Origin of the sequence: Mesorhizobium qingshengii (assembly GCF_027563465.1) — a bacterium.
In the GTDB taxonomy this organism is placed as follows: domain Bacteria; phylum Pseudomonadota; class Alphaproteobacteria; order Rhizobiales; family Rhizobiaceae; genus Mesorhizobium; species Mesorhizobium qingshengii_A.
In genome coordinates this window covers 188,652-207,849 of sequence record NZ_JAPFQA010000005.1, presented here as the reverse complement: position 1 = coordinate 207,849, position 19,198 = coordinate 188,652, and the positions used below count along the sequence as shown (strand labels likewise).

24 protein-coding genes are annotated in these 19,198 nt (G+C 62.3%); 12 read left to right on the top strand and 12 right to left on the bottom strand.

All coding sequences use genetic code 11. The annotated features are described in order from the left end of the window. Positions 1 to 3: 3 nt before the first annotated feature. On the bottom strand, positions 4 to 1,152 hold the full coding sequence (locus tag OOJ09_RS14420) for a pyridoxal phosphate-dependent aminotransferase (protein WP_269905853.1): 1,149 nt from the start codon (positions 1,150 to 1,152) through the stop codon (positions 4 to 6). 145 nt (positions 1,153 to 1,297) lie between these two features. On the opposite strand from OOJ09_RS14420, the gene OOJ09_RS14415 reads away from it, so the two are divergent. The 6 genes from OOJ09_RS14415 (at position 1,298) to aat (ending at position 6,619) form a co-directional block, all read left to right on the top strand. Next, positions 1,298 to 2,692, top strand: a complete 1,395-nt coding sequence (locus tag OOJ09_RS14415; RefSeq protein ID WP_269905852.1) for a M48 family metalloprotease — start codon at positions 1,298 to 1,300, stop codon at positions 2,690 to 2,692. 72 nt (positions 2,693 to 2,764) lie between these two features. After that, positions 2,765 to 3,565: a DsbA family protein gene (locus OOJ09_RS14410; protein ID WP_269905851.1), complete on the top strand. Its 801-nt coding sequence runs from the start codon at positions 2,765 to 2,767 to the stop codon at positions 3,563 to 3,565. Positions 3,566 to 3,715: 150 nt separating this feature from the next. Continuing rightward, the gene (gene aroQ, locus OOJ09_RS14405) at positions 3,716 to 4,150 is read left to right on the top strand and encodes a type II 3-dehydroquinate dehydratase (RefSeq protein ID WP_269905850.1); all 435 of its coding nucleotides are present in this window, start codon (positions 3,716 to 3,718) and stop codon (positions 4,148 to 4,150) included. Positions 4,151 to 4,176: 26 nt separating this feature from the next. Continuing rightward, entirely contained in the window at positions 4,177 to 4,635 is a 459-nt protein-coding gene (accB, locus tag OOJ09_RS14400; RefSeq protein ID WP_269905849.1) for an acetyl-CoA carboxylase biotin carboxyl carrier protein, read from the top strand. 10 nt (positions 4,636 to 4,645) lie between these two features. Continuing rightward, a complete protein-coding gene (accC, locus tag OOJ09_RS14395) occupies positions 4,646 to 5,989 on the top strand; it encodes an acetyl-CoA carboxylase biotin carboxylase subunit (protein ID WP_269905848.1) in 1,344 nt (447 codons plus the stop codon). Between the two features lie 12 nt (positions 5,990 to 6,001). Next, a complete protein-coding gene (gene aat, locus OOJ09_RS14390; RefSeq protein ID WP_256750976.1) occupies positions 6,002 to 6,619 on the top strand; it encodes a leucyl/phenylalanyl-tRNA--protein transferase in 618 nt (205 codons plus the stop codon). Positions 6,620 to 6,631: 12 nt separating this feature from the next. On the opposite strand, the gene OOJ09_RS14385 is transcribed toward aat, so the two are convergent. The 3 genes from OOJ09_RS14385 to OOJ09_RS14375 form a co-directional block, all read right to left on the bottom strand. Then, a complete protein-coding gene (locus OOJ09_RS14385) occupies positions 6,632 to 7,018 on the bottom strand; it encodes a hypothetical protein (RefSeq protein ID WP_269905847.1) in 387 nt (128 codons plus the stop codon). A gap of 76 nt (positions 7,019 to 7,094) precedes the next feature. Further along, entirely contained in the window at positions 7,095 to 7,688 is a 594-nt protein-coding gene (locus OOJ09_RS14380) for a DUF2155 domain-containing protein (protein ID WP_269905846.1), read from the bottom strand. A 141-nt stretch (positions 7,689 to 7,829) separates the two neighbouring features. Beyond that, a complete protein-coding gene (locus OOJ09_RS14375; protein WP_269905845.1) occupies positions 7,830 to 8,228 on the bottom strand; it encodes an NADH:ubiquinone oxidoreductase subunit NDUFA12 in 399 nt (132 codons plus the stop codon). A 228-nt stretch (positions 8,229 to 8,456) separates the two neighbouring features. Between OOJ09_RS14375 and panB the strand changes: the two genes are divergently transcribed. Together panB and panC are read left to right on the top strand one after the other, a co-directional pair. Continuing rightward, positions 8,457 to 9,299, top strand: a complete 843-nt coding sequence (gene panB, locus OOJ09_RS14370) for a 3-methyl-2-oxobutanoate hydroxymethyltransferase (protein WP_269905844.1) — start codon at positions 8,457 to 8,459, stop codon at positions 9,297 to 9,299. Next, positions 9,296 to 10,147, top strand: a complete 852-nt coding sequence (gene panC / locus OOJ09_RS14365; protein WP_269905843.1) for a pantoate--beta-alanine ligase — start codon at positions 9,296 to 9,298, stop codon at positions 10,145 to 10,147. The genes panB and panC overlap by 4 nt, the downstream gene beginning before the upstream one ends. Before the next feature lie 40 nt (positions 10,148 to 10,187). On the opposite strand, the gene OOJ09_RS14360 is transcribed toward panC, so the two are convergent. The 4 genes from OOJ09_RS14360 to gatB form a co-directional block, all read right to left on the bottom strand. Further along, positions 10,188 to 10,532 carry a VanZ family protein gene (locus OOJ09_RS14360; protein ID WP_269905842.1) on the bottom strand — a complete coding sequence of 115 codons (345 nt, stop codon included), beginning with the start codon at positions 10,530 to 10,532 and terminating at the stop codon, positions 10,188 to 10,190. Positions 10,533 to 10,624: 92 nt separating this feature from the next. Next, on the bottom strand, positions 10,625 to 11,323 hold the full coding sequence (locus OOJ09_RS14355; RefSeq protein WP_269905841.1) for an AIM24 family protein: 699 nt from the start codon (positions 11,321 to 11,323) through the stop codon (positions 10,625 to 10,627). Between the two features lie 126 nt (positions 11,324 to 11,449). Further along, positions 11,450 to 11,938, bottom strand: a complete 489-nt coding sequence (locus OOJ09_RS14350; protein ID WP_269905840.1) for a GNAT family N-acetyltransferase — start codon at positions 11,936 to 11,938, stop codon at positions 11,450 to 11,452. 4 nt (positions 11,939 to 11,942) lie between these two features. Continuing rightward, positions 11,943 to 13,442 (bottom strand): Asp-tRNA(Asn)/Glu-tRNA(Gln) amidotransferase subunit GatB, encoded by a 1,500-nt coding sequence (gene gatB / locus OOJ09_RS14345; protein WP_269905839.1) that lies wholly within the window; start codon positions 13,440 to 13,442, stop codon positions 11,943 to 11,945. Between the two features lie 281 nt (positions 13,443 to 13,723). Here gatB and OOJ09_RS14340 point away from each other — a divergent pair, with 281 nt between their 5' ends. Next, positions 13,724 to 13,981, top strand: coding sequence for a YjhX family toxin (locus OOJ09_RS14340; RefSeq protein ID WP_269905838.1), 258 nt, complete (start codon positions 13,724 to 13,726; stop codon positions 13,979 to 13,981). 49 nt (positions 13,982 to 14,030) lie between these two features. Here the strand turns inward: OOJ09_RS14340 and OOJ09_RS14335 are convergent, their stop codons facing one another. Both OOJ09_RS14335 and OOJ09_RS14330 read right to left on the bottom strand, forming a co-directional pair. After that, positions 14,031 to 14,462 (bottom strand): CBS domain-containing protein, encoded by a 432-nt coding sequence (locus OOJ09_RS14335; RefSeq protein WP_091578414.1) that lies wholly within the window; start codon positions 14,460 to 14,462, stop codon positions 14,031 to 14,033. A gap of 87 nt (positions 14,463 to 14,549) precedes the next feature. Further along, on the bottom strand, positions 14,550 to 15,296 hold the full coding sequence (locus tag OOJ09_RS14330) for a rhomboid family intramembrane serine protease (protein WP_269905837.1): 747 nt from the start codon (positions 15,294 to 15,296) through the stop codon (positions 14,550 to 14,552). A 391-nt stretch (positions 15,297 to 15,687) separates the two neighbouring features. Here OOJ09_RS14330 and OOJ09_RS14325 point away from each other — a divergent pair, with 391 nt between their 5' ends. From OOJ09_RS14325 to OOJ09_RS14315, 3 genes are all read left to right on the top strand, one after another. Next, positions 15,688 to 16,320, top strand: coding sequence for a PAS domain-containing protein (locus OOJ09_RS14325; protein WP_269905836.1), 633 nt, complete (start codon positions 15,688 to 15,690; stop codon positions 16,318 to 16,320). Between the two features lie 118 nt (positions 16,321 to 16,438). Continuing rightward, entirely contained in the window at positions 16,439 to 17,056 is a 618-nt protein-coding gene (locus OOJ09_RS14320) for a PilZ domain-containing protein (protein ID WP_269905835.1), read from the top strand. Positions 17,057 to 17,323: 267 nt separating this feature from the next. After that, a complete protein-coding gene (locus tag OOJ09_RS14315; protein ID WP_269905834.1) occupies positions 17,324 to 17,932 on the top strand; it encodes a transglutaminase-like cysteine peptidase in 609 nt (202 codons plus the stop codon). A gap of 261 nt (positions 17,933 to 18,193) precedes the next feature. Here the strand turns inward: OOJ09_RS14315 and OOJ09_RS14310 are convergent, their stop codons facing one another. Together OOJ09_RS14310 and OOJ09_RS14305 are read right to left on the bottom strand one after the other, a co-directional pair. Next, entirely contained in the window at positions 18,194 to 18,721 is a 528-nt protein-coding gene (locus tag OOJ09_RS14310) for a gamma carbonic anhydrase family protein (RefSeq protein ID WP_269905833.1), read from the bottom strand. Positions 18,722 to 18,739: 18 nt separating this feature from the next. Next, positions 18,740 to 19,081: a DUF6949 family protein gene (locus tag OOJ09_RS14305; protein ID WP_269905832.1), complete on the bottom strand. Its 342-nt coding sequence runs from the start codon at positions 19,079 to 19,081 to the stop codon at positions 18,740 to 18,742. Positions 19,082 to 19,198 lie beyond the last annotated feature (117 nt).

Below are 19,198 nucleotides of genomic sequence, written 5' to 3'. Positions count from 1 at the left end.
ACGCTACCTCAACCAGCGTTCGATGCGCGCCATCGCCTCGACCATGTCGTCGTGGCTGCCGGCATAGGAGAAACGCATGGTGCGATGCCCCGCCCGGGTGTCGAAGTCGCGACCGGGCGTTGCCGCCACATGCGCTTCCGCCAGCATCTTTCGCGCGAAGACCATGCTGTCATTGGTGTGCCTGGTGACATCGCAAAAGGCATAGAAGGCGCCATCCATGGGTGCTGCCAGCGGAAAGCCGAGTTCAGGCAGACGTTTCATCAGGAGTTCGCGATTCCATGCGTAGCGGCCCTTGACCGCCTCCAGCTCCTCGGTTGCGGCGAAGGCCTCGATCGCGGCGATCTGCGACAGCTCCGGCGGCGAGATGTAGAGGCTCTGGGCGATGCGCTCGACAGGCCGCACCAACTCTTCCGGCAGCACCATCCAGCCGATGCGCCAGCCGGTCATGCAATAGTATTTCGAGAAGGAGTTGATCACCGTCACGCTGCTTCCATAGGCGAGAGCGGTGGTGTCGGGGGCAGCGTAGGCCAGCCGATGGTAGATCTCGTCGGAGATCACCGCGATGCCGAGATCTTCCGCCGTCTTCACCAACGCGGACAGTTCGGCGGCGGGAATGACGGCACCGGTTGGATTGGCCGGGCTTGCAAACAGCACGCCTTTCAGCGGTTTCTCGCGATGCGCGGTCTCGAGATGGCCGGCATGCAGGTAGGCCTCTTCGCCAAGCTCGATCTCGACCACCTCGATGCCGAGCGCCGCCATGATGTTGCGATAGGCGGGATAGCCGGGCGCTGCGATGGCGACGCGGTCGCCAGGATCGAACATTGCCAGAAAGGCGAGGTTGAAAGCGGCCGACGATCCGGTGGTCACCGCGATCCGGCTGGGTGGAACATCGAGGCCATAGTGATCGGCATAGTGTTCGGCGACCGCCTTGCGCAGCGCGGCGAGGCCAAGCGTGTCGGTGTAGCCGATGCGTCCGTCCTGCAAGGCCTTGCTCGCCGCCGCGCGAACACGGGCAGGTGCCGGATCGGAGGGCTGTCCGACGGCCATGGAGACAACCGGCACGCCCTGGGCCTTCAGCCGGTTTGCCTCGGCCAGGATGTCCATCGCGTGGAACGGCTCGACATTGCCACGGCGTGAGAGCGAAACGACCATTTAACCAATATTCCCGATGGCTGAGAGCGCCAACTTCTGGCGCATGCGCCGCACAAATGCCCGATTGATGTGAGGATCACAAGTTGAGGAAGTTTCCGGTGCCGACTTTTCATCCTTCGCCCGCTCGTCTACCAGTGGACACGTCATGTTGAGCCGACCCAGATCGACGATTGCCCAGGCAGCGCGCGTGTTCGCGACGCTTTCGCTCGGGGCTGTCGTTGCGGTGACGAGTTCGGTCAGCGCCTTCGCCCAGAACGTGCCCGTGATACGCGATGCCGAGATCGAGGCGCTGGTGCGCGACTATGCGCGGCCGATCTTCAAGGCGGCGGGACTGGCGAATGACGGGATCGACATTGTCCTGGTCAACGATCAGAGCTTCAATGCCTTCGTCACCGGACGCCGGTTGTTCATCAACACCGGCGCGCTGATGACGGCCGAAACACCCAACGAGATCATCGGCGTCATCGCGCACGAAGCCGGCCATATCGCCGGCGGCCACCAGCAGAAACTGCGCGACCAGCTCGAACGCGCCAAGACGATGGCAATCATCGCCACATTGCTTGGCGCCGGCGCCATCGCTGCCGGCGCCGCCACCAACAGCCGCGGCCTTGCCGGCGCTGGCATGGGCGTGGCGGCCGGCGGCGGCGAGATGGCACAGCGCAGCATCCTCGCCTATCAGCGCACCGAGGAAATGACCGCCGACCGCTCGGCGATCACCTATCTCAACGCCACAGGCCAGTCCGGCATGGGCATGCTGAAGACGTTCCACCGTTTCCAGACGGCGCTGTCGCTATCGGGCGCACAGGTCGATCCCTACCGGATCAGTCATCCGATGCCGCAGGATCGTATCGCCAATCTCGAAGTGCTGGTGAAGCAGAGCCCTTACGTCGACAAGATCGATCCGCCGGCGCTGCAGCAGCGGCACGACATGATGCGTGTGAAGATCGCCGTCTACATGGACGGCCAGGCGGCCGCGTCGCGGCTGATACGCAAGATGCCAGGCAGCCCTGCCGCGCAATATGGCGATGCCCAGGCGACCTACCTGTTCGGCGACATCGCCACCGCGCTCGCCAAGACCAATGCACTGATCAAGACCCAACCGAAGAACGCCTATTTCCAGGAATTGCGTGGCGATATCCTGATGAAGGCGAACAGGCCCAAGGATGCCGCCGACGCCTATGCCAAGGCGGTCAGCCTCGATCCCGCGCGGTCAGGCCTGCTGCCGGTTTCCTGGGGCCAGGCGCTGATGGCCATCGGCACGCCAGAATCCCTGAAAAAGGCAGTGGTGCAGATCAACAATGGTCTGGGGCGCGACAAGGAAAATTCCGCCGGATACCGTTACCTGGCACAGGCCTATGGCGAACTGGGTGACATCCCGGGCGCCGAACTTGCCACCGCCGAAGGTCACTTCTATTCCGGCAACTACAAGGAAGCGAAGATTTTCGCTATGCGGGCGCAGCAGCAGATGAAGCGCGGCGAGCCGCGCTGGCTGCGCGCTCAGGACATCATAAACTACACACCGTCAAACAAGATCAAGTGAACCTTCCGGCCACGCGCTGCGACATAGCCAGGCATACTGGGCCGGAACAACAAGCAGAAGGAAACAGGAACGATGACAAAAGCACTGCTGCTGGGCACCACGGGGATTGCGGTCGCCCTTGCCGTGCTGGCTTTCGGATTCGTGGCCGGCAGCCCACAGATCGCAAAGGCCGGCACGGCGCAGCCTGTCCAGATGGCGGGCGACACCAAGATCGACCGCGCCGAGGTCGAAGGCATCATCCGCGACTACCTTTTGAAGAACCCTGAAGTGCTTCTGGAGGTTCAGGACGCGCTTGAGGCCAAGCAGAAGGAAGAGCAGCGCATCGCCCATCTGGGCGTGATCAAGAACGCGAAGGACCAGATTTTCAACTCGGCTTTCGACGGCGTCGTCGGCAACCCGAACGGCAAGGTCACCATCGTCGAGTTCTACGACTACAATTGCGGCTTCTGCAAACGCGCCATCGACGACATGCGGGCGCTGACCAAGGCCGATCCGGACCTGCGCTTCGTGCTCAAGGAATTTCCCATCCTCGGACCGGATTCGCAGAAAGCGAGCGTCGTCTCGATGGCGTTCCACTTGATGATGCCGGAGAAGTACGGCGAATTCCACAACGCGCTGCTCGGCGGTCAGGGACGCGCCACGGAGGCAGCGGCCATCAAGATCGCGCTTTCGCTCGGCGCTGACGAGGCAACGCTGCGCGAGAAAATGAAGGACCCGTCGATCCCCGAGGCTTTCTCCAAGACCTATGATCTTGCCAACAAGCTGGCGATCACCGGCACGCCGTCCTATGTGGTCGGCAACGAGGTCGTGTTCGGGGCGCTCGGACAGGAAGTGCTGGCTGAAAAGATCGAGGCGGCGAAAGCCGCACTCTGATTTTGCTCGCGAGCACATTTCTCACGGGCACATTTCCGCCTGTTGTGGACAGTGAAAGAACGCACTTGCGCTCTTTTCGCGGACGTCTATGCCCATTATAGAGGGCCCAGCGCGCCGGCTTGATGTCGGCGCCGAAGAAGGTCGGCTTTTTTGAAAACGGTTTTCGTCCTGAACGGTCCCAATCTCAACGCGCTCGGCAAGCGCGAGCCAAGCATCTATGGCGGCAAGACGCTTGCCGCGATCGCCGACGACTGCAAACAGGCTGGCGCTTCGCTTGGCTTCGAGATCGATTTCCGTCAGTCGAACCACGAGGGCGACCTGGTCGACTGGATTCAGGAAGCCGGAGACAAGGCGGTCGGCATCGTCATCAATCCGGGCGCCTACAGCCACACCTCGATCGCGATCCACGACGCCATCCGCGCCGTCGCGCCGCTGCCGGTCGCCGAAGTTCATCTTTCCAACATCCATGCGCGGGAATCATTTCGCCACGTCTCCATGGTCGCGCCGGTTGCCGTCGGCATGATCTGTGGCTTTGGGCCGCTCGGCTACACGCTGGCGCTGCAGGCGCTGGCCGCACGCCTATGACCGGCCAACAAACAGAAGGCTCGAAAATGTCGATAAAGAAGACCGGTGTTGACCAGCAACTGATCCGCGATCTGGCGGGCATACTGAACGACACCAACCTGACCGAGATCGAGGTTGAACTGGGCGACCTGAAGGTGCGCGTCTCGCGGCAAGCACCTGCCGTCCATGCGATCGCGGCGCCGCCACCAGCCTATGCGCCGGCAGCAGCCCAGCCCACCGCCGCGGCCGGCCCGGCAACGATCGACGTGTCGAAGAACGCGGTGGCCTCGCCGATGGTCGGCACCGCCTATCTGGCGCCGTCGCCCGACGCCAAAGCGTTCATCGAAGTCGGCCAGAAGGTCAAGGAAGGCCAGACACTGCTGATCATCGAGGCTATGAAGACGATGAACCAGATCCCCTCGCCCCGCGCCGGCACGGTGACGGCGATCCTGTTCGAGGACGCGCAGCCGGTCGAGTACGGCATGCCGCTCGTCGTGATCGAGTAGAGCGGGCCGGATGTTTCAGAAGATTCTCATCGCCAATCGCGGCGAAATCGCGCTTCGGGTGCTGCGCGCCTGCAAGGAACTCGGCATCCAGACGGTGGTCGTGCATTCGACCGCCGACGCCGACGCCATGCATGTGCGGCTGGCCGACGAGAGCGTTTGCATCGGGCCACCGCCATCGCGCGACAGCTATCTCAACATCCATCAGATCGTCGCGGCCTGCGAGATCACCGGGGCCGACGCCGTGCATCCGGGATACGGCTTCCTGTCGGAGAACGCCAAGTTCGCCGACATCCTGGCCGCCCACAACATCACCTTCATCGGTCCCTCCGGCGACCATATCCGCATCATGGGCGACAAGATCGAGGCCAAGCGCACCGCAAAGCGCCTCGGCATTCCGGTGGTACCCGGCTCCGACGGCGCGGTCACCGAGGAAAAGGAAGCCAGGCGCATTGCCGCCGAGATCGGCTATCCCGTGATCATCAAGGCATCGGCCGGCGGCGGCGGACGCGGTATGAAGGTGGCGCACACGGAGGCCGATCTCGAAGTCGCGCTGCAGACGGCACGTACGGAAGCGGGCGCCGCCTTCGGCGACGATGCCGTCTACATCGAGAAATACCTGGAAAAGCCACGCCATATCGAGGTGCAGGTGTTCGGTGACGGTTTCGGTCGCGGCGTCCATTTCGGCGAGCGAGACTGCTCGCTGCAGCGCCGCCACCAGAAAGTCTGGGAGGAGGCGCCCTCGCCGGCACTCAATGCCGAGGAGCGCGCCCGCATCGGTGACATCTGCGCCAAGGCCATTGCCGACCTTGGCTATTCCGGCGCCGGCACGATCGAGTTTCTCTACGAGAATGGCGAGTTCTATTTCATTGAGATGAACACGCGCCTGCAGGTCGAACATCCGGTGACGGAAGCGATCACCGGTATCGATCTGGTGCATGAACAGATCCGCGTCGCTTCCGGCGGCGGCCTCTCGGTGAAACAGGAAGACATCAAGTTCAACGGCCACGCCATCGAATGCCGCATCAATGCAGAGGACCCGCGCACCTTCACCCCCTCGCCCGGCACCATCACCCACTTCCACACGCCTGGCGGCCTCGGCATCCGCGTCGATTCCGGCGTCTATTCCGGCTACAAGATCCCGCCCTACTACGACAGCCTGATCGGCAAGCTGATCGTGCACGGGCGCAACCGCGTCGAGTGCATGATGCGGCTGCGGCGGGCCCTGGATGAGTTCGTCGTCGACGGCATCAAGACGACGCTGCCGCTGTTTCGCGATCTCGTCGGCAATGCGGACATCGCCAATGGCGACTACGACATCCACTGGCTGGAAAAATACCTGGCCAAAGGCGAATAGCGCGGGAACGCGATGACCCGTCCCTACGCGCCAGGCTATCGCATCCCCACCGACCTGCTGCTCAAGGCCTATGCTTCGGGCGTCTTTCCGATGGCCGAAAGCGCCAGCGATCCCGAAGTGTTCTGGGTGCGGCCGGAAACGCGCGGAATCATCCCGCTCGAAGGTTTTCACACGCCAAAGAGCTTGAAGAAGACGATCCGAAAGCACCCGTTCGACATCCGTTTCGATTTCGATTTCGAAGCGACGATCGACGGCTGCGCCGAAAAGCGCGAGGAGCGCCGGTCGACCTGGATCAATGCGCCAATCCGCGAAGCCTATGTGCAACTGCACCGGTTGGGCCACTGCCATTCGGTCGAGGCCTGGCGCGAGGATCGGCTGGTCGGCGGCCTCTATGGCGTGTCCCTCGGCCGTGTGTTCTTTGGGGAGAGCATGTTCGCCAGGGAGACGGACGCCTCCAAAACCTGCCTGTTTTATCTGGTCGAGCGGTTGAAGGAACGGGGCTTCGCGTTGCTCGATACGCAGTTCACCACCGAGCACCTGAAGCGCTTCGGCGCGGTCGACGTGCCGCGCGGCAAGTATGAGAAGATGCTGGCCGAAGCGCTGAAAGGTGAGGCGATCTTTTTTCCCTGACGATCAAGCCTCTCACTTCCCGGTCGCGGTTTCCAACGGTGTCTGCGAATGGAACATCATCTTCCAGCCGTTGACGCGATGGACATAGCCGGTGCTGACCAACGCCGCGTAGGGTTCTCCGTTCTCGCGTGTCGCACGGGCCTCGTAGGTCAGCATGATGATATCGCTGCCCGGTTCGATTATTCCCTTGAGCTCAATATCGAGGTCACGCCAGCGGTTGGGCTTGGTCGCGGTCTTGGCGAGATCGGCATTGTCCATCGCCTTTGCCATCCGCGGAAAGGCAACCAGGCATTCGGTGTCGGCATTGGCCGCGTAGTAGGCCGCATCGCCCGTCCAGAACCCCTTTTCGAGTTCGAGCAGTTCTTTCTTGCTGGCGGTGATCCGCTTGTGGTCTGACATGGGAAAATCCTCCAGGCGCATTGATGCGCCGACGTTCGTGGCCCCAACGCATGATGGCGGCGACGGTTCCGGAGGATCAGTTGGCGTCGGTGGTGTCCGGCTGTGGGGGGTCGGGCTGCGCTACATCCGGAGTGGCTGCAGTCTCCGGCTTGGCAGCAGCGGGCTTGGTGGCGTCTGCTTTGGTCCCGTCGGCCTTGGCGGCGTCTGGCGCGGGTACATCCGACTTCTGCTTGCAGGCCTTCAGCCAGACGTCATAGACGGCATGTTCGACGGCGTTGAGGCCGGGGCTTTCGGCGAACATCCAGCCGGTGAAGATGCGGCGAATCTTGCGGTCGAGCGTGATCTCGTCCACCTCGACGAAGGAATCGGTCTTCGGCTCCTCGGTCTGCGGCCGCGAATAGCAGACGCGCGGCGTCACCTGCAAAGCACCGAACTGCACCGTCTCGTCGATGTATACATCGAAAGTGATGATGCGGCCGGTGATCTTGTCGATGCCCGCGAATTCGGCAACCGGATTGGTGATGCGATCCGATCCCGCGGGCACCGCTGGCGCGGGCACCGCCGGCGCGGGCGCGGCGGGCGTGGGCGAAGCGGCAAAGGCCGCGGTGCTGACGGCAAGGGCGGCGGCTACCGTCAGGCCGCCCATCGATGTCAGGCTGAAAAAGCTCATATAGGGATACCGGTGGTTCGCGCCCGGGTGATTCTGTCGATCGCCAAGGCTAGTCGCCGTTTTCTGATCAGCAAGCAGCTAAACACCAATTGTGGCGATAAAGGACCGGCCTGCGCTTTGCACAGTTACAAGCCGGGGCCGTTACGATCCGGGCGTCCAGGCGTCGTAGTCGCCAGTGACCTGCGGGCGATGCTGATTGGTCAGCACCGAGCCCTTCGGCCGATAGGCCGCCGGGCTGCCGGTCAAATTGGGCTTATGGGGCTTCTGCCAGTCGCGTGGCTTGTAGTCCTCGCTCGGCGGCGCGACATCGACACGATGATGAATCCAGCCGTGCCAGCCGGGCGGAATGGCCGAAGCTTCCGAATAGTTGCGATAGATGACCCAGCGGCGCGTGCGGCCTTCCGAATCGATGCCGCCCTCGTAATAGACGTTGCCCGTCTCGTCCTGGCCGACCTTCCTGCCATGCCGCCAGGTGTGCAGGCGCGTTCCCAGCGTCTGGCTGTTCCACCAGGTGAAAAACTGCGTAAGGAAAGTCTTCATCTCAGAACCCTCGCGCCGACGGCGCCTGTTTCCTGCTTATGGCGTCAGGCCTTCGGGAAGGCAAGGCTTTTGCCACAGGGAGCGCACAAATGGCTCGCCGGAGACCCGACAAAAGCCCGTGATCTTGTCCTTCGCAGGATGCGCGCTTGCCAAGCCTTTGCGGTCTTTCTAAAGCTCTGCGCGCCCGTGCGGGTATCCAGACCCGGCAGCGGCCGAAGGAGGTGACGATTGGCCCCGGAACTGCCGACCACCGACATTCGCATCAGCGCCGATCTGATTCGCCGCCGCAAGGGTGGCACGCCGATCGTCTGCCTGACCGCTTATACCTATCCCTTTGCCCGTTTGCTCGACGAGCATGTCGATCTGCTTCTGGTCGGCGACAGCGTCGCCATGGTCCTGCATGGCCACCAGACGACGCTGGGTGCCTCGCTCGAGATGATGATCGCGCATGGGCAAGCGGTGATGCGCGGTTCGGCCAGAGCCTGCGTCGTCGTCGACCTGCCGGCCGGCACCTATGAGGATTCGGCAGCGCAGGCGGTTGCCTCGGCGCGGCGGGTGGTCGACGAAACCGGCTGCCAAGCGGTGAAACTCGAAGGCGGCGTCGACATGGCCCGGCAGATCGCGGCGATCGTCGCCGCCGGCATTGCGGTCATGGGGCATATCGGCCTGCTGCCGCAATCGGTCGAGAAGGATGGCGGCTACAAGATCAAGGGCCGCACCGAGGAGAACGTGGCGGCATTGGTTCGCGACGCGCTCGCTGTCGAGGAAGCCGGTGCGTTCTCGGTGGTTATCGAAGGCACGGTCGAGACGGTTGCGGCCGACATTACCCACCGCATCGCCATTCCAACCATAGGCATCGGCGCCAGCCGCGATTGCGACGGCCAGATCCTGGTGATCGACGACATGGTGGGGCTGACCGTCGACCGGGTGCCGAAATTCGTCAAGGAATATGCCGATCTGCGCAGCGTTATCTCGCATGCCGCGGCAAGCTATGCATCGGAGGTGCGAAGCCGGGCATTCCCCGGCCTTGGCCATGTCTTTTCGGCCACAAACCGTAGGGATGACGCATGAGCCGGCCCGTCGTCGTCGACAGCGTTGCCGCACTCCGCGCGCAGGTTCATGGCTGGCGGCGCGATGGCCTTCGCATCGCCATGGTGCCGACCATGGGCGCGTTGCATGACGGGCACATCTCGCTGATCAGGATCGCGCTCGAGAAAGCTGAACGCTGCGTCGTGTCCATCTTCGTCAATCCGACACAGTTCGCACCGTCCGAAGATCTCGACAAATACCCGCGCCAGCTCGCCCGCGACCTCGACCGGCTGGGACTGGCTCGGGCCGACCTTGCCTTCACACCAACGGTCGGCGAGATGTATCCCGCCGGCTTTGCCACCAAAGTCTCCGTCGGCGGCCCCGCCGCCGGGCTCGAATCGGACTTTCGGCCGACCTTTTTCGATGGCGTCGCCACAGTGGTGGCAAAGCTCTTCCTGCAGGCAACGCCCGACTGCGCGGTCTTTGGCGAGAAGGACTATCAGCAGCTTTGCGTCGTCAGGCAGCTCTGCCGCGACCTGGACCTGCCTGTCGAAATCATCGGCGCACCGACGATCCGCGATCCGCACGGCCTCGCCATGTCGTCACGCAACGCCTATCTCGGCGAAGCCGAACTCAACATCGCCCGCCAATTGAACGCAATCCTGCGAAAGGCGGCAGCGGAGATGGCGGCCGGCGCCGACCAAAAAGACGCCACCGCGGAAGCCAGCCGTGCGCTCATCGCGGCCGGTTTCACGGAGGTCGACTATGTCGAGGCGCGCGAAAGCCTGACGCTTGCGCCATGGCGTCGCGACCGTGAAGGACGCCTGCTCGCGGCGACCTGGCTCGGCAAGACCAGGCTGATCGACAATGTGGAAGTCCCCTCCATCTAGGACGCAGCCTCGATCAGTCGCATTTCGCTTCCTGCCGGGCCTACCTTGGTCCTTTTCGTACACTGGTCCTGAGGAACAGTTGCCCCACGACGATCCCGATAACCCCGGCTGACGCTTTCACGAGTGCGTCGGCAAGGTGCGCGTGGCGGCCGGGATCAATGACCTGAAGCAGTTCCAGCATGCCGGCGGTCACGACAACAAAGACCAAGGCTTGATACAAGCGGCTGGGGAAGCCGAGCGCCAGGGCGAAGCCCAACAGCACATAGGCCAGGGCGCGTTCGACGTTCGCCTCGGCTATGTGGGGCCGCATCTGGATCGGCGACAAGGTCGCGAAAATGATGATAGCGAGCAGCGCCAGCGCTGTAATGCGGGACAGTTTGGTCATGCCCTTGCATATCCGTCGTGAGCCGGCACAGCAAACGCGAGGATGACGCATGGCCGCTTGCGACAACGGGGCGCGACCTGGCGCATCGGCACCTATTCCTCGGTCGGCATATGCAGATACATCGACTGGATGCCGACACGTCCCGGCCCAGTGAACCGGTTGACGATGAAATTCATGTTGGCGCCGAAGAAGCCGCTCGACAGGCGGTCGATCTTCGTTTCCATCTTGACCGAGGTATCCTTGAACAGCCATCCGCCCGGCTCGATGTCGATGGTCTCGCCCGCGGCGAGCGTCTTTTCAAAGACGTTGCCGTAACCATGCAGCCAGACGATGCCGTCGCCGGCATCGCCGCGAAAACGGTCGATGAAAAAGCCGCTTTGGCCGAACAGCATCGTCGCCAGGCCGCGCACGCGCTCGAAGGTGTAATCGACGTTGCCGGTGGCGGCGAGAAACTGGTGCTCACGCACCTGGATCTCGTCGCCGCGCCTGAGGTGGATCGGCACGATATGGCCGGGCCCATCGCGGCTGAAGGCAATGATGCCTGCTCCCGACGCCTCGGTGACGAATATCTGCATGCCGGCCATCATGCGCTTCAGCGCGCCCTTCAGCGATTTCAGGCCGATGGTGATGGTGGAGTTCTTCCACAGCAGGATGTGGTGCTCGAAATAGACTGGCATCCGCGTCACATCGACTGAAAGCACCGGCACCAGTTCGCCCGCGATATGATAGGTGACGCCACCAAAGGTTTCGTCCGACACCTGTGTCGGCAGCAGTTCCGGTAAGCTCGGCATGAATTCCCCCCTCGCGCCGGCGCGTCATTGGATACGGGCGCAGGCCGAGGCAGCGTTGATACGGCCGTGGGGGCCGGTCAAATCAAAAACGCGAGACAATTGCTGGCCGTGTATACCGGCGACGATCTATCCGAGCGGCTTTTCGAGACTCAGTGTCGCCGGCCTTGCGACGTCACGGGCGCCGGCAACACTGCCGGAAGGCAAAAACCCGCTCGCCCGATAGAAAGCAATGGCGCCGCGGTTGGCCTCCTCGACCTCGACGCGCAGCGTTCGCGCTTCCGGGAAACTGGCCTCGATCTCGTCCAGCAGCGCTTGCCCGATCCCTCGCCGCTGGCAGTCCGGATGAACGTAGAGCTGGTTCAACATGATGACCTTGCCATCGGCGGCAGCGGCCGCGAAAGCCATGCCGCCGATCCGCGTGCCATCATCGGCCACCAGGAATTCCGAGTTCGGCCGTGTCAGCCACGACCGGAGCGAGACAATCGAGTGCCAGTCGTCGGTGATCCCGGTGACGTTGGCAGCGCCATAGACAGCGTCGCAGGTCGCATGCCGGGTTTCGACCAGCAGCGCCCGCACGGCAACAAGATCGCGCTCCCCGGCGGTGCGGACGAACACCGCCTTACTCGATGCCCAGCTTGGCCTTGACCAGGTCATTGACCGCTTGCGGGTTGGCCTTGCCACCGGTCGCCTTCATCACCTGGCCAACGAACCAGCCCGCCATGCTCGGCTTGGCGCGTGCCTGCTCGACCTTGTCCGGGTTGGCGGCGATCACTTCGTCGACAGCCTTCTCGATGGCGCCGGTGTCGGTGACCTGCTTCATGCCGCGGCTCTCGACCAGCTGGCGTGGATCGCCGCCCTCGTTCCAGACGATCTCGAACAGATCCTTGGCGATCTTGCCGGAGATGGTGCCATCCTTGATCAGATCGATGACCGCGCCGAGCTGGTCGGGCGAAACCGGAGCATTTTCAATATCCTTGCCGGCCTTGTTCAATTGCCCGAGCAGATCGTTGATGACCCAGTTGGCGGCGAGCTTGCCGTCGCGGCCGGCGGCCACCTTTTCGAAATAGTCGGCGATCGGCTTTTCCGACACCAGGATCGACGCATCATAGGTCGACAGGCCGAGCGAGGAGATCAGCCGCGCCTTCTTGTCGTCGGGCAGTTCCGGCAATTCCTTCGCCAATGCGTCGACATAGGCCTGGTCGAATTCCAGCGGCAAGAGGTCGGGATCGGGGAAATAGCGGTAGTCGTGCGCCTCTTCCTTGGAGCGCATCGAGCGTGTCTCGCCCTTGACGGCGTCGAACAGCCGCGTTTCCTGGTCGATCTTGCCGCCATCCTCCAGAATGGCGATCTGCCGGCGGGCCTCGTAGTCGATGGCCTGGCCGATGAAGCGGATCGAGTTGACGTTCTTGATCTCGCAGCGTGTGCCGAACTCGCCGCCGGGCTTGCGCACCGAGACGTTGACGTCGGCGCGCATAGAGCCTTCGTCCATGTTGCCGTCGCAGGTGCCGAGATAGCGCACGATGGTGCGCAGCTTGGTGACATAGGCCTTGGCCTCATCGGCTGAGCGCATGTCGGGTTTCGAGACGATCTCCATCAGCGCTACGCCGGAGCGGTTGAGGTCGACATAGGACATCGTAGGATGCTGGTCGTGCATCGACTTGCCGGCATCCTGCTCCAGATGCAGCCGCTCGATGCCGACCTCGATGTCCTCGAATTCTCCCTGACGGTCGGGGCCGACCGAGACGATCACGGTGCCCTCGCCGACGATCGGCTGCTTGAACTGCGATATCTGGTAGCCCTGAGGCAGGTCGGGATAGAAGTAATTCTTCCGATCGAAGACGGACTTGTGGTTGATCTGCGCCTTCAGTCCGAGGCCGGTGCGGATCGCCTGCTTGACGCATTCCTCGTTGATGACCGGCAGCATGCCCGGCATTGCCGCATCGACCAGGCTGACATTGGCGTTGGGTGCGGCGCCGAAGGCGGTCGAGGCGCCGGAAAACAGCTTTGCCTCCGACGTCACCTGCGCATGCACCTCGAGACCGATGATGATCTCCCAGTCGCCGGTGGCACCCGGGATCAGGCGTTTCGCGTCGGGGGTACGGGTGTCGATGAGGGTCATGGCAGCCTGCGCTTCTGGCTCGCGAACATTGCGATTTTCGCGAATTTGGGTGTTGGCCTTCGCTATTGCAAACCGCTTCGCGAGACAAGCGCAAAGCCGCGGACTGGCCTTTTCAGCCGCTTTCGCCTATAGGACGCTCTTCCCAATGGAGAGTGGATGTCCACTTACGCTCAGTCCCGGTAAGGCCCTGACCTCCTAGCGAGGCAGGGCAGAAAACCTGAAACCCCGTGCCGCGAACCTTCGCGGCGGCGGCATTTTTTTGTTTTCCCGGAAACTCTCCCATGGATATTTCGCGAATAGAACAGCGCATCCTGCACCTGCTTGGGCAGGGCGGACGCATTGAAATCGAAAAGAACGAGAAAAAGCGGATCGCCTCCGTCAAGTGCCTGACCCGAGACGGCTGGCACTATCCGGGAGTCGATCTCGACCTGCTTCGAAAGCTGAAACGCAAGAAGGCGGTTTCGTCGTCAGGTGGCGGACCTTACCGCATCACCCGGCGCGGCCTCGAACTCGTCCGCTCCGAACTCGACAACCGGTAGCCCATGCTCCGCCGGTCGGCGCTCCGGCCGGCGGTTCCTTTTTCGCCGCTCAAGCGGTGGCGATGTAGGCCCTGATCTCGTCGGCCTCGCGCTCGACGTCCTCGATGCGGCGCTTGACCACGTCGCCGATGGAGATGATGCCATCGAGCATGCCGTCCTTTTCCACCGGCAGATGGCGGAAACGGTGCCTGGTCATGATTTCCATGACCTCGTTGACCGTATGGTTCTCGTTGCAGATCTTCACTTTCGGCGTCATCGCCGAACGCACGGCGATATCGAGCGCCGCCGCGCCTTCCTTGGCGACGACCCGCACGATGTCGCGTTCCGACAGAATGCCGACGATCTTGCGATCGCCATTGGTGATGACCAGCGCGCCGATCTTGTGTTCGGCCAGGATACGGATCGCTTCGCTCAGTTTTTCGTTCGGCCCGAGCGTCAACACGTCATGGCCTTTTCTTTCGAGAATTGCCTTAACCGTCATGGCGTCCTCCTCTGCTTTGCCTGCCGGTTCCTGCCCTGACCGGCTTTCACATAAGAGCGAACATCGTGCGCCGTGATCGGTTGCATTTCAAGTGCGGCGGTCGGTGGTCTCCCACTCAGGCGCCTGCCATCGCCTGTCGAACCAGCGCAGGCCGAAGAAGCCGGCGACGAAGCCGCCAATATGGGCCTCCCAGGCGATCTGCCCGTCTGTTCCCGAGGCAAAGCCGAGAAGGCCTGTGGCGAGGTTGATGATCATCCACATGGCGAGAAAGATCACCACGCCGCGCGAGCGCAGTACCGTTGCGATCGGCAGCACAGGGCCAGCGAAGGCAGCCTTGCCGGCCGAGCGGTCGGTGCGGAAGCCGAAACGCGCGGCAGCGCCCATCATGCCAGAAATAGCGCCCGATGCACCAACCAGAGGCGCCTCTCCGTACGGATGCATGGCCCAGAAAAGCGCAACCGAAGCCAACCCGGTCAGGGCGAAAAACAGCGCGAACCAGAGCGCGCCGAGACGGTTGGCCAACGGCGAGCCAAAGGCTGCGAGCCACACCATGTTGATGGCGATATGGGCAAAACCGCCATGCATGAAGGCATAGGTGAAGGGGCGAGAGAACAGGAACCAGTCGAAGCCATATTGCCCGGTGTAGAGAACGGGGATGAATGCCCCATCGTACAGCAGGGCCAGCTGTTGCGTTTCGGTCAGCACATACTGCTGCAGCAGATAGACCACGACGCAGATTCCGATTATCGCCAGCACGACCGGCGGCAGGTTGAACACCGGCTCTCGACGCGGCTCCGGCTGTTCCATTTCCGGTGGGCTTACGGGCTCGTTCATGGGTGCTAGCACTCAGTCCAGGGTTTTGAATCAGCTGAGCATCTAGACCACCGCCCGCCGACTCACAAACGGCGAATCGCCCCGGCGCGAATCAAAAAAAACCGTTCAAGGTTTCCCTTGAACGGTTGGTCGAGCCCCCTGCTCCCCTAAAACTCTTGACTGAAGTGCTGCCGATCGTTGCGAAACGACCGCTTCTGGAGTGGTTTTTATGTGCCATGGGGCCCGCCTCGGCGCAACGTAAACCACTTGTTAACCTTAACGGCCCCGACCCGTGAACAAGTGTTAACGACGCTGGCACGCTTCCTGCTCCGCAACGCATGTAAGTCATCGGAGGGCGCCCTTCTGTTCACCGATGGGACATCAGACGACAGATTGCGCGGAGCAGCATAGCATGAACCAGAACGGATCGATCACGCTGTTCCAATATTGGAATCGCCTGCGTGACGGACGCCCCGCTCCGAAGCGTTCGGAGGTCGAGCCGGCCGACATCAAGTCGCTTTTGGCCGATACGTTCATCCTGGAAAGGGACACTCGCGGGCAAGCCGTATTCCGGTTGGCTGGTACCAGGCTTTGCGCTTATTATGGCCGCGAGCTGAAGGGCTTTTCCTTTCCATCGCTGTGGCGCGAGAAGGACCAGCGGCTCGTCTCGCAGCTTATCCACGGCGTTTTCGACCAGAAATCCGTTGTCCTCATTGCCTTTGAGGGTTTCAGCCGTAGTGGCCGCTCCAACAGGTTCGAACTGCTTGCCTTGCCGCTTGACGGCGGTGTCGAAAGTCCGCGCTGCCTCGGCGTGATCAGTGCCGTGGAAAAGCCCTTCTGGCTGGGCGCCGACCCGATCACCGACGCATTGATCGATTCCATCCGCGTCGTCGATCCGGAGAAGGAGTTGCTGAACAACCGTCCGGCGATCAATGTTCCTTCGCTCGTTCCCGACGAACTCGAGGCACCCGAGACGATTTCGGCGCTCGGCCGGGTTCGTCGTATCCGTCATCTCGTCGTCTTCGACGGCGGGCGCGAGGAATAGTCCGCAATCTGGCGGCGTGGAGCGCCCGCTTTTCCCCTTTGTTAACCCGTTTTGTTGTACTTCTGCGATGAAGTTCCTCGCATCGACGCGTGGGATGCCAAACGGGGTGTAGGCAGTTATGAGGTCAGCGGCGGTCGACTACGCGCCGTCCCAAGCTGAAAGGCGTAACTTTCAGCGCGTCCGGGTCAAGATATACGGGCGCTTCATGCTGGAAGACCGCACCGAACACCCCTGCCAGGTGGTCGACATGTCACCCGGCAACGTAGCGCTTCGCACCGACCGCGTCGGCATGCCCGGCGAAAAGGTCATCGCCTACATCGACCATATCGGCCGCATCGAAGGTATCGTTACGCGCACCTTGCAGGACGGTTTCGCGATGACCGTCATCGCGTCGGACCGCAAGAAGGACAAGCTCGCGGCGCAATTGACCTGGCTTGCCAACAAGCACGAGCTCGACCTGCCCGAAGACCGTAGGCACGAGCGCGTCGCGCCACGCAACCCAACCAGCGTGCTGCAACTCACCGATGGCCGCCAGTATCAATGCCGGATCATCGACCTGTCGCTTTCCGGCGCGGCGATCGAAATCGACGTCAAGCCGGCGATCGGCGTTCAGGTCATGCTTGGCACCATGCGCGGGCAGATCGTTCGCCATTTCGAGGATGGTGTCGCCATCGAATTCGCCGTCATCCAGCGCCCGGAAACGCTCGATTCCGAATTCAATACGCCGCGCGCCTGACAAGACCCGACAGAAGCACGCGAACGAAACCGGCCGCTTGCTGCCGGTTTTTTTCGTTCACGGCATCGGCGATCGAGATGCTCCGGCAAGGTCCGACATCGAGGCTCGGAAGGATCGACCCTTCCGGAAATTCCAAACAATTCAATACTCAAATGAATCAAATTTTATGTTTATTCTACAGGCGTTTTACTTAAAATCTACTTCGCGCTTTTGCGGCAAATAAATCCACTTGTGGCAATGTCTCCCTCGAACGGGGAGACTACGACAATGACAAGAACGAGGGGCAGGCTGTTGCTGGTGGCAATGGCGATGCAGCTTTCCGCTTGGGGATCGGCATATGCGGCGGGACCCGCATTCATGCACACCGGCGGACGCACCACACAACCTGTTGGCCACTATGAATTCTGCCAGCGCATGCCTGGCGAATGCAGTGAAAGGACCCCCGGTGGGGCGCCGGTCGAACTGACCCGCAAATTATGGGCGGCGATCGTCAACATCAACAATTCGGTCAACACACGAATCAAGCCGCGCACCGACATGGAGAACTACGGTGTCGAGGAATACTGGGCCTATCCCGACAATGGCTATGGCGATTGCGAGGACTACGCGCTGGAAAAGCGTCGCGAACTGATGGATGCGGGCGTGCCGGCCGGCAATTTGCTGATGACGGTTGCGCGCCAGCCGAATGGCGACGGCCACGCGGTGCTGACCGTGCGCACCAGCCTGGGAGAATTCATCCTCGACAATCTGGACACCAAGGTGCTGTCCTGGACGGACACCGACTACACCTACCTCAAGCGCCAGTCAGACCAGAATTCGGGCGTTTGGGTGACGATCAACGACGGCCGCTCCGACGCGGTCGCCAGCGTCCGCTAAGGACGCCGACGCATGTCACCCAAAAGCGCGAGGCGGTTTTGGGATAACGACATGCAAAGAACAGAGGTCAGTCCCGTCGCGTGAATGCAGCGGGCTCAAGGAGAAACCCGGTCGAGTCCCCACCCTCCCCGTCCCCAACGACCGGGTCAAAGGAGCCGGCCCCGTCCCCGGGCCGGCTCCGCCAATTCTGGCGGTGCGTCATTGTTGCGTTGCGCGAGGACGACACCCGACCCTGATGCGACGAATGAACCAGGGCGAAGCTCAGACCTTCTTCAACCCCGCCTTGAAGCGCTTTCCGTTGGCGACGTAGTGCGCCGCCGAGCCGCGCAATCTTTCCACGGCAGCATCGTCCAGCACCCTGATCACCTTGGCCGGCGAGCCGACGATCAGCGAATTGTCCGGAAACTCCTTGCCTTCGGTGACCAGAGCACCGGCGCCGACCAGCGAGTTCTTGCCGATCCTCGCACCGTTCAGCACGATGGCGCCCATGCCGATCAGGCTGTTGTCACCGATCGTGCAGCCATGCAGCAAGGCGCGGTGGCCGATCGTGCAGCCCTGCCCGATCGTCAGCGGGAAGCCGGGATCGGTGTGCATGACCGTGTGTTCCTGCACATTGGTGTCGGCGCCGATGACGATGGGCTCATTGTCGCCGCGGATGACGACACCGAACCAGAAGCCAGCATTGCGGCCGACGCGCACATCGCCGATCAGTGTCGCATCGGGCGCGATCCAGTTCGAGTCCGCATCCGCGAAAGCGGGTTCTCTTCCATCAATCGCATAAAGCGGCATTTCGGTCTCCGAATCGTCTCAGGCTGGAATGCCGGACCCTAGGAGACCGGCCGTCCACGAGGCAATGGCAAGCACGACGACGCCCAGCGCCAACGCCCAGGCAACCGCCGCGCAGCCGCAGGACATCAGCGCCACTGTCGAAATGCGGCGCTCGCGCCGGGCATCGAGGGCGTCGTTGACCAACATGAAGGGCCCGGCACAAGCAGCAGCGACCAGCGAGCGCAGCACATGCGACGGCGACACGTAGGGCTCGGTGAAGGCGACCTTGCGCCCATAAACCAGCTCCATCGCAGATCCGACCAGCCCGCAGGTCGTGAGCCCGACGACAAAAGCGAACAGAGTGAGTTCCAGCTGGCCCATCTTTACTTTCCATTTACCATGAAATCGCACAGTCGTGCGTAGCGCGCTGCAAAAGCCATGCCGCGCGATGTGTGCCGCCCAAGGACACCCAGGGGCACAGCAGAGGCAGCCGAGGAA

Bases quoted from the DNA above. Each gene is read 5' to 3' on its own strand.
- OOJ09_RS14305 (WP_269905832.1), bottom strand. From the start codon at position 19,081: ATGGGCCAGCTGGAACTCACTCTGTTCGCTTTTGTCGTCGGGCTCACG.
- OOJ09_RS14385 (WP_269905847.1), bottom strand. From the start codon at position 7,018: ATGTCAGACCACAAGCGGATCACCGCCAGCAAGAAAGAACTGCTCGAA.
- OOJ09_RS14325 (WP_269905836.1), top strand. From the start codon at position 15,688: ATGAACCAGAACGGATCGATCACGCTGTTCCAATATTGGAATCGCCTG.
- OOJ09_RS14335 (WP_091578414.1), bottom strand. From the start codon at position 14,462: ATGACGGTTAAGGCAATTCTCGAAAGAAAAGGCCATGACGTGTTGACG.
- OOJ09_RS14340 (WP_269905838.1), top strand. From the start codon at position 13,724: ATGGATATTTCGCGAATAGAACAGCGCATCCTGCACCTGCTTGGGCAG.
- OOJ09_RS14410 (WP_269905851.1), top strand. From the start codon at position 2,765: ATGACAAAAGCACTGCTGCTGGGCACCACGGGGATTGCGGTCGCCCTT.
- accB (WP_269905849.1), top strand. From the start codon at position 4,177: ATGTCGATAAAGAAGACCGGTGTTGACCAGCAACTGATCCGCGATCTG.
- OOJ09_RS14380 (WP_269905846.1), bottom strand. From the start codon at position 7,688: ATGAGCTTTTTCAGCCTGACATCGATGGGCGGCCTGACGGTAGCCGCC.
- OOJ09_RS14330 (WP_269905837.1), bottom strand. From the start codon at position 15,296: ATGAACGAGCCCGTAAGCCCACCGGAAATGGAACAGCCGGAGCCGCGT.
- OOJ09_RS14420 (WP_269905853.1), bottom strand. From the start codon at position 1,152: ATGGTCGTTTCGCTCTCACGCCGTGGCAATGTCGAGCCGTTCCACGCG.
- OOJ09_RS14320 (WP_269905835.1), top strand. From the start codon at position 16,439: ATGAGGTCAGCGGCGGTCGACTACGCGCCGTCCCAAGCTGAAAGGCGT.
- OOJ09_RS14360 (WP_269905842.1), bottom strand. From the start codon at position 10,532: ATGACCAAACTGTCCCGCATTACAGCGCTGGCGCTGCTCGCTATCATC.
- aat (WP_256750976.1), top strand. From the start codon at position 6,002: ATGACCCGTCCCTACGCGCCAGGCTATCGCATCCCCACCGACCTGCTG.
- accC (WP_269905848.1), top strand. From the start codon at position 4,646: ATGTTTCAGAAGATTCTCATCGCCAATCGCGGCGAAATCGCGCTTCGG.
- gatB (WP_269905839.1), bottom strand. From the start codon at position 13,442: ATGACCCTCATCGACACCCGTACCCCCGACGCGAAACGCCTGATCCCG.
- OOJ09_RS14315 (WP_269905834.1), top strand. From the start codon at position 17,324: ATGACAAGAACGAGGGGCAGGCTGTTGCTGGTGGCAATGGCGATGCAG.
- OOJ09_RS14355 (WP_269905841.1), bottom strand. From the start codon at position 11,323: ATGCCGAGCTTACCGGAACTGCTGCCGACACAGGTGTCGGACGAAACC.
- OOJ09_RS14310 (WP_269905833.1), bottom strand. From the start codon at position 18,721: ATGCCGCTTTATGCGATTGATGGAAGAGAACCCGCTTTCGCGGATGCG.
- OOJ09_RS14415 (WP_269905852.1), top strand. From the start codon at position 1,298: ATGTTGAGCCGACCCAGATCGACGATTGCCCAGGCAGCGCGCGTGTTC.
- OOJ09_RS14375 (WP_269905845.1), bottom strand. From the start codon at position 8,228: ATGAAGACTTTCCTTACGCAGTTTTTCACCTGGTGGAACAGCCAGACG.
- panC (WP_269905843.1), top strand. From the start codon at position 9,296: ATGAGCCGGCCCGTCGTCGTCGACAGCGTTGCCGCACTCCGCGCGCAG.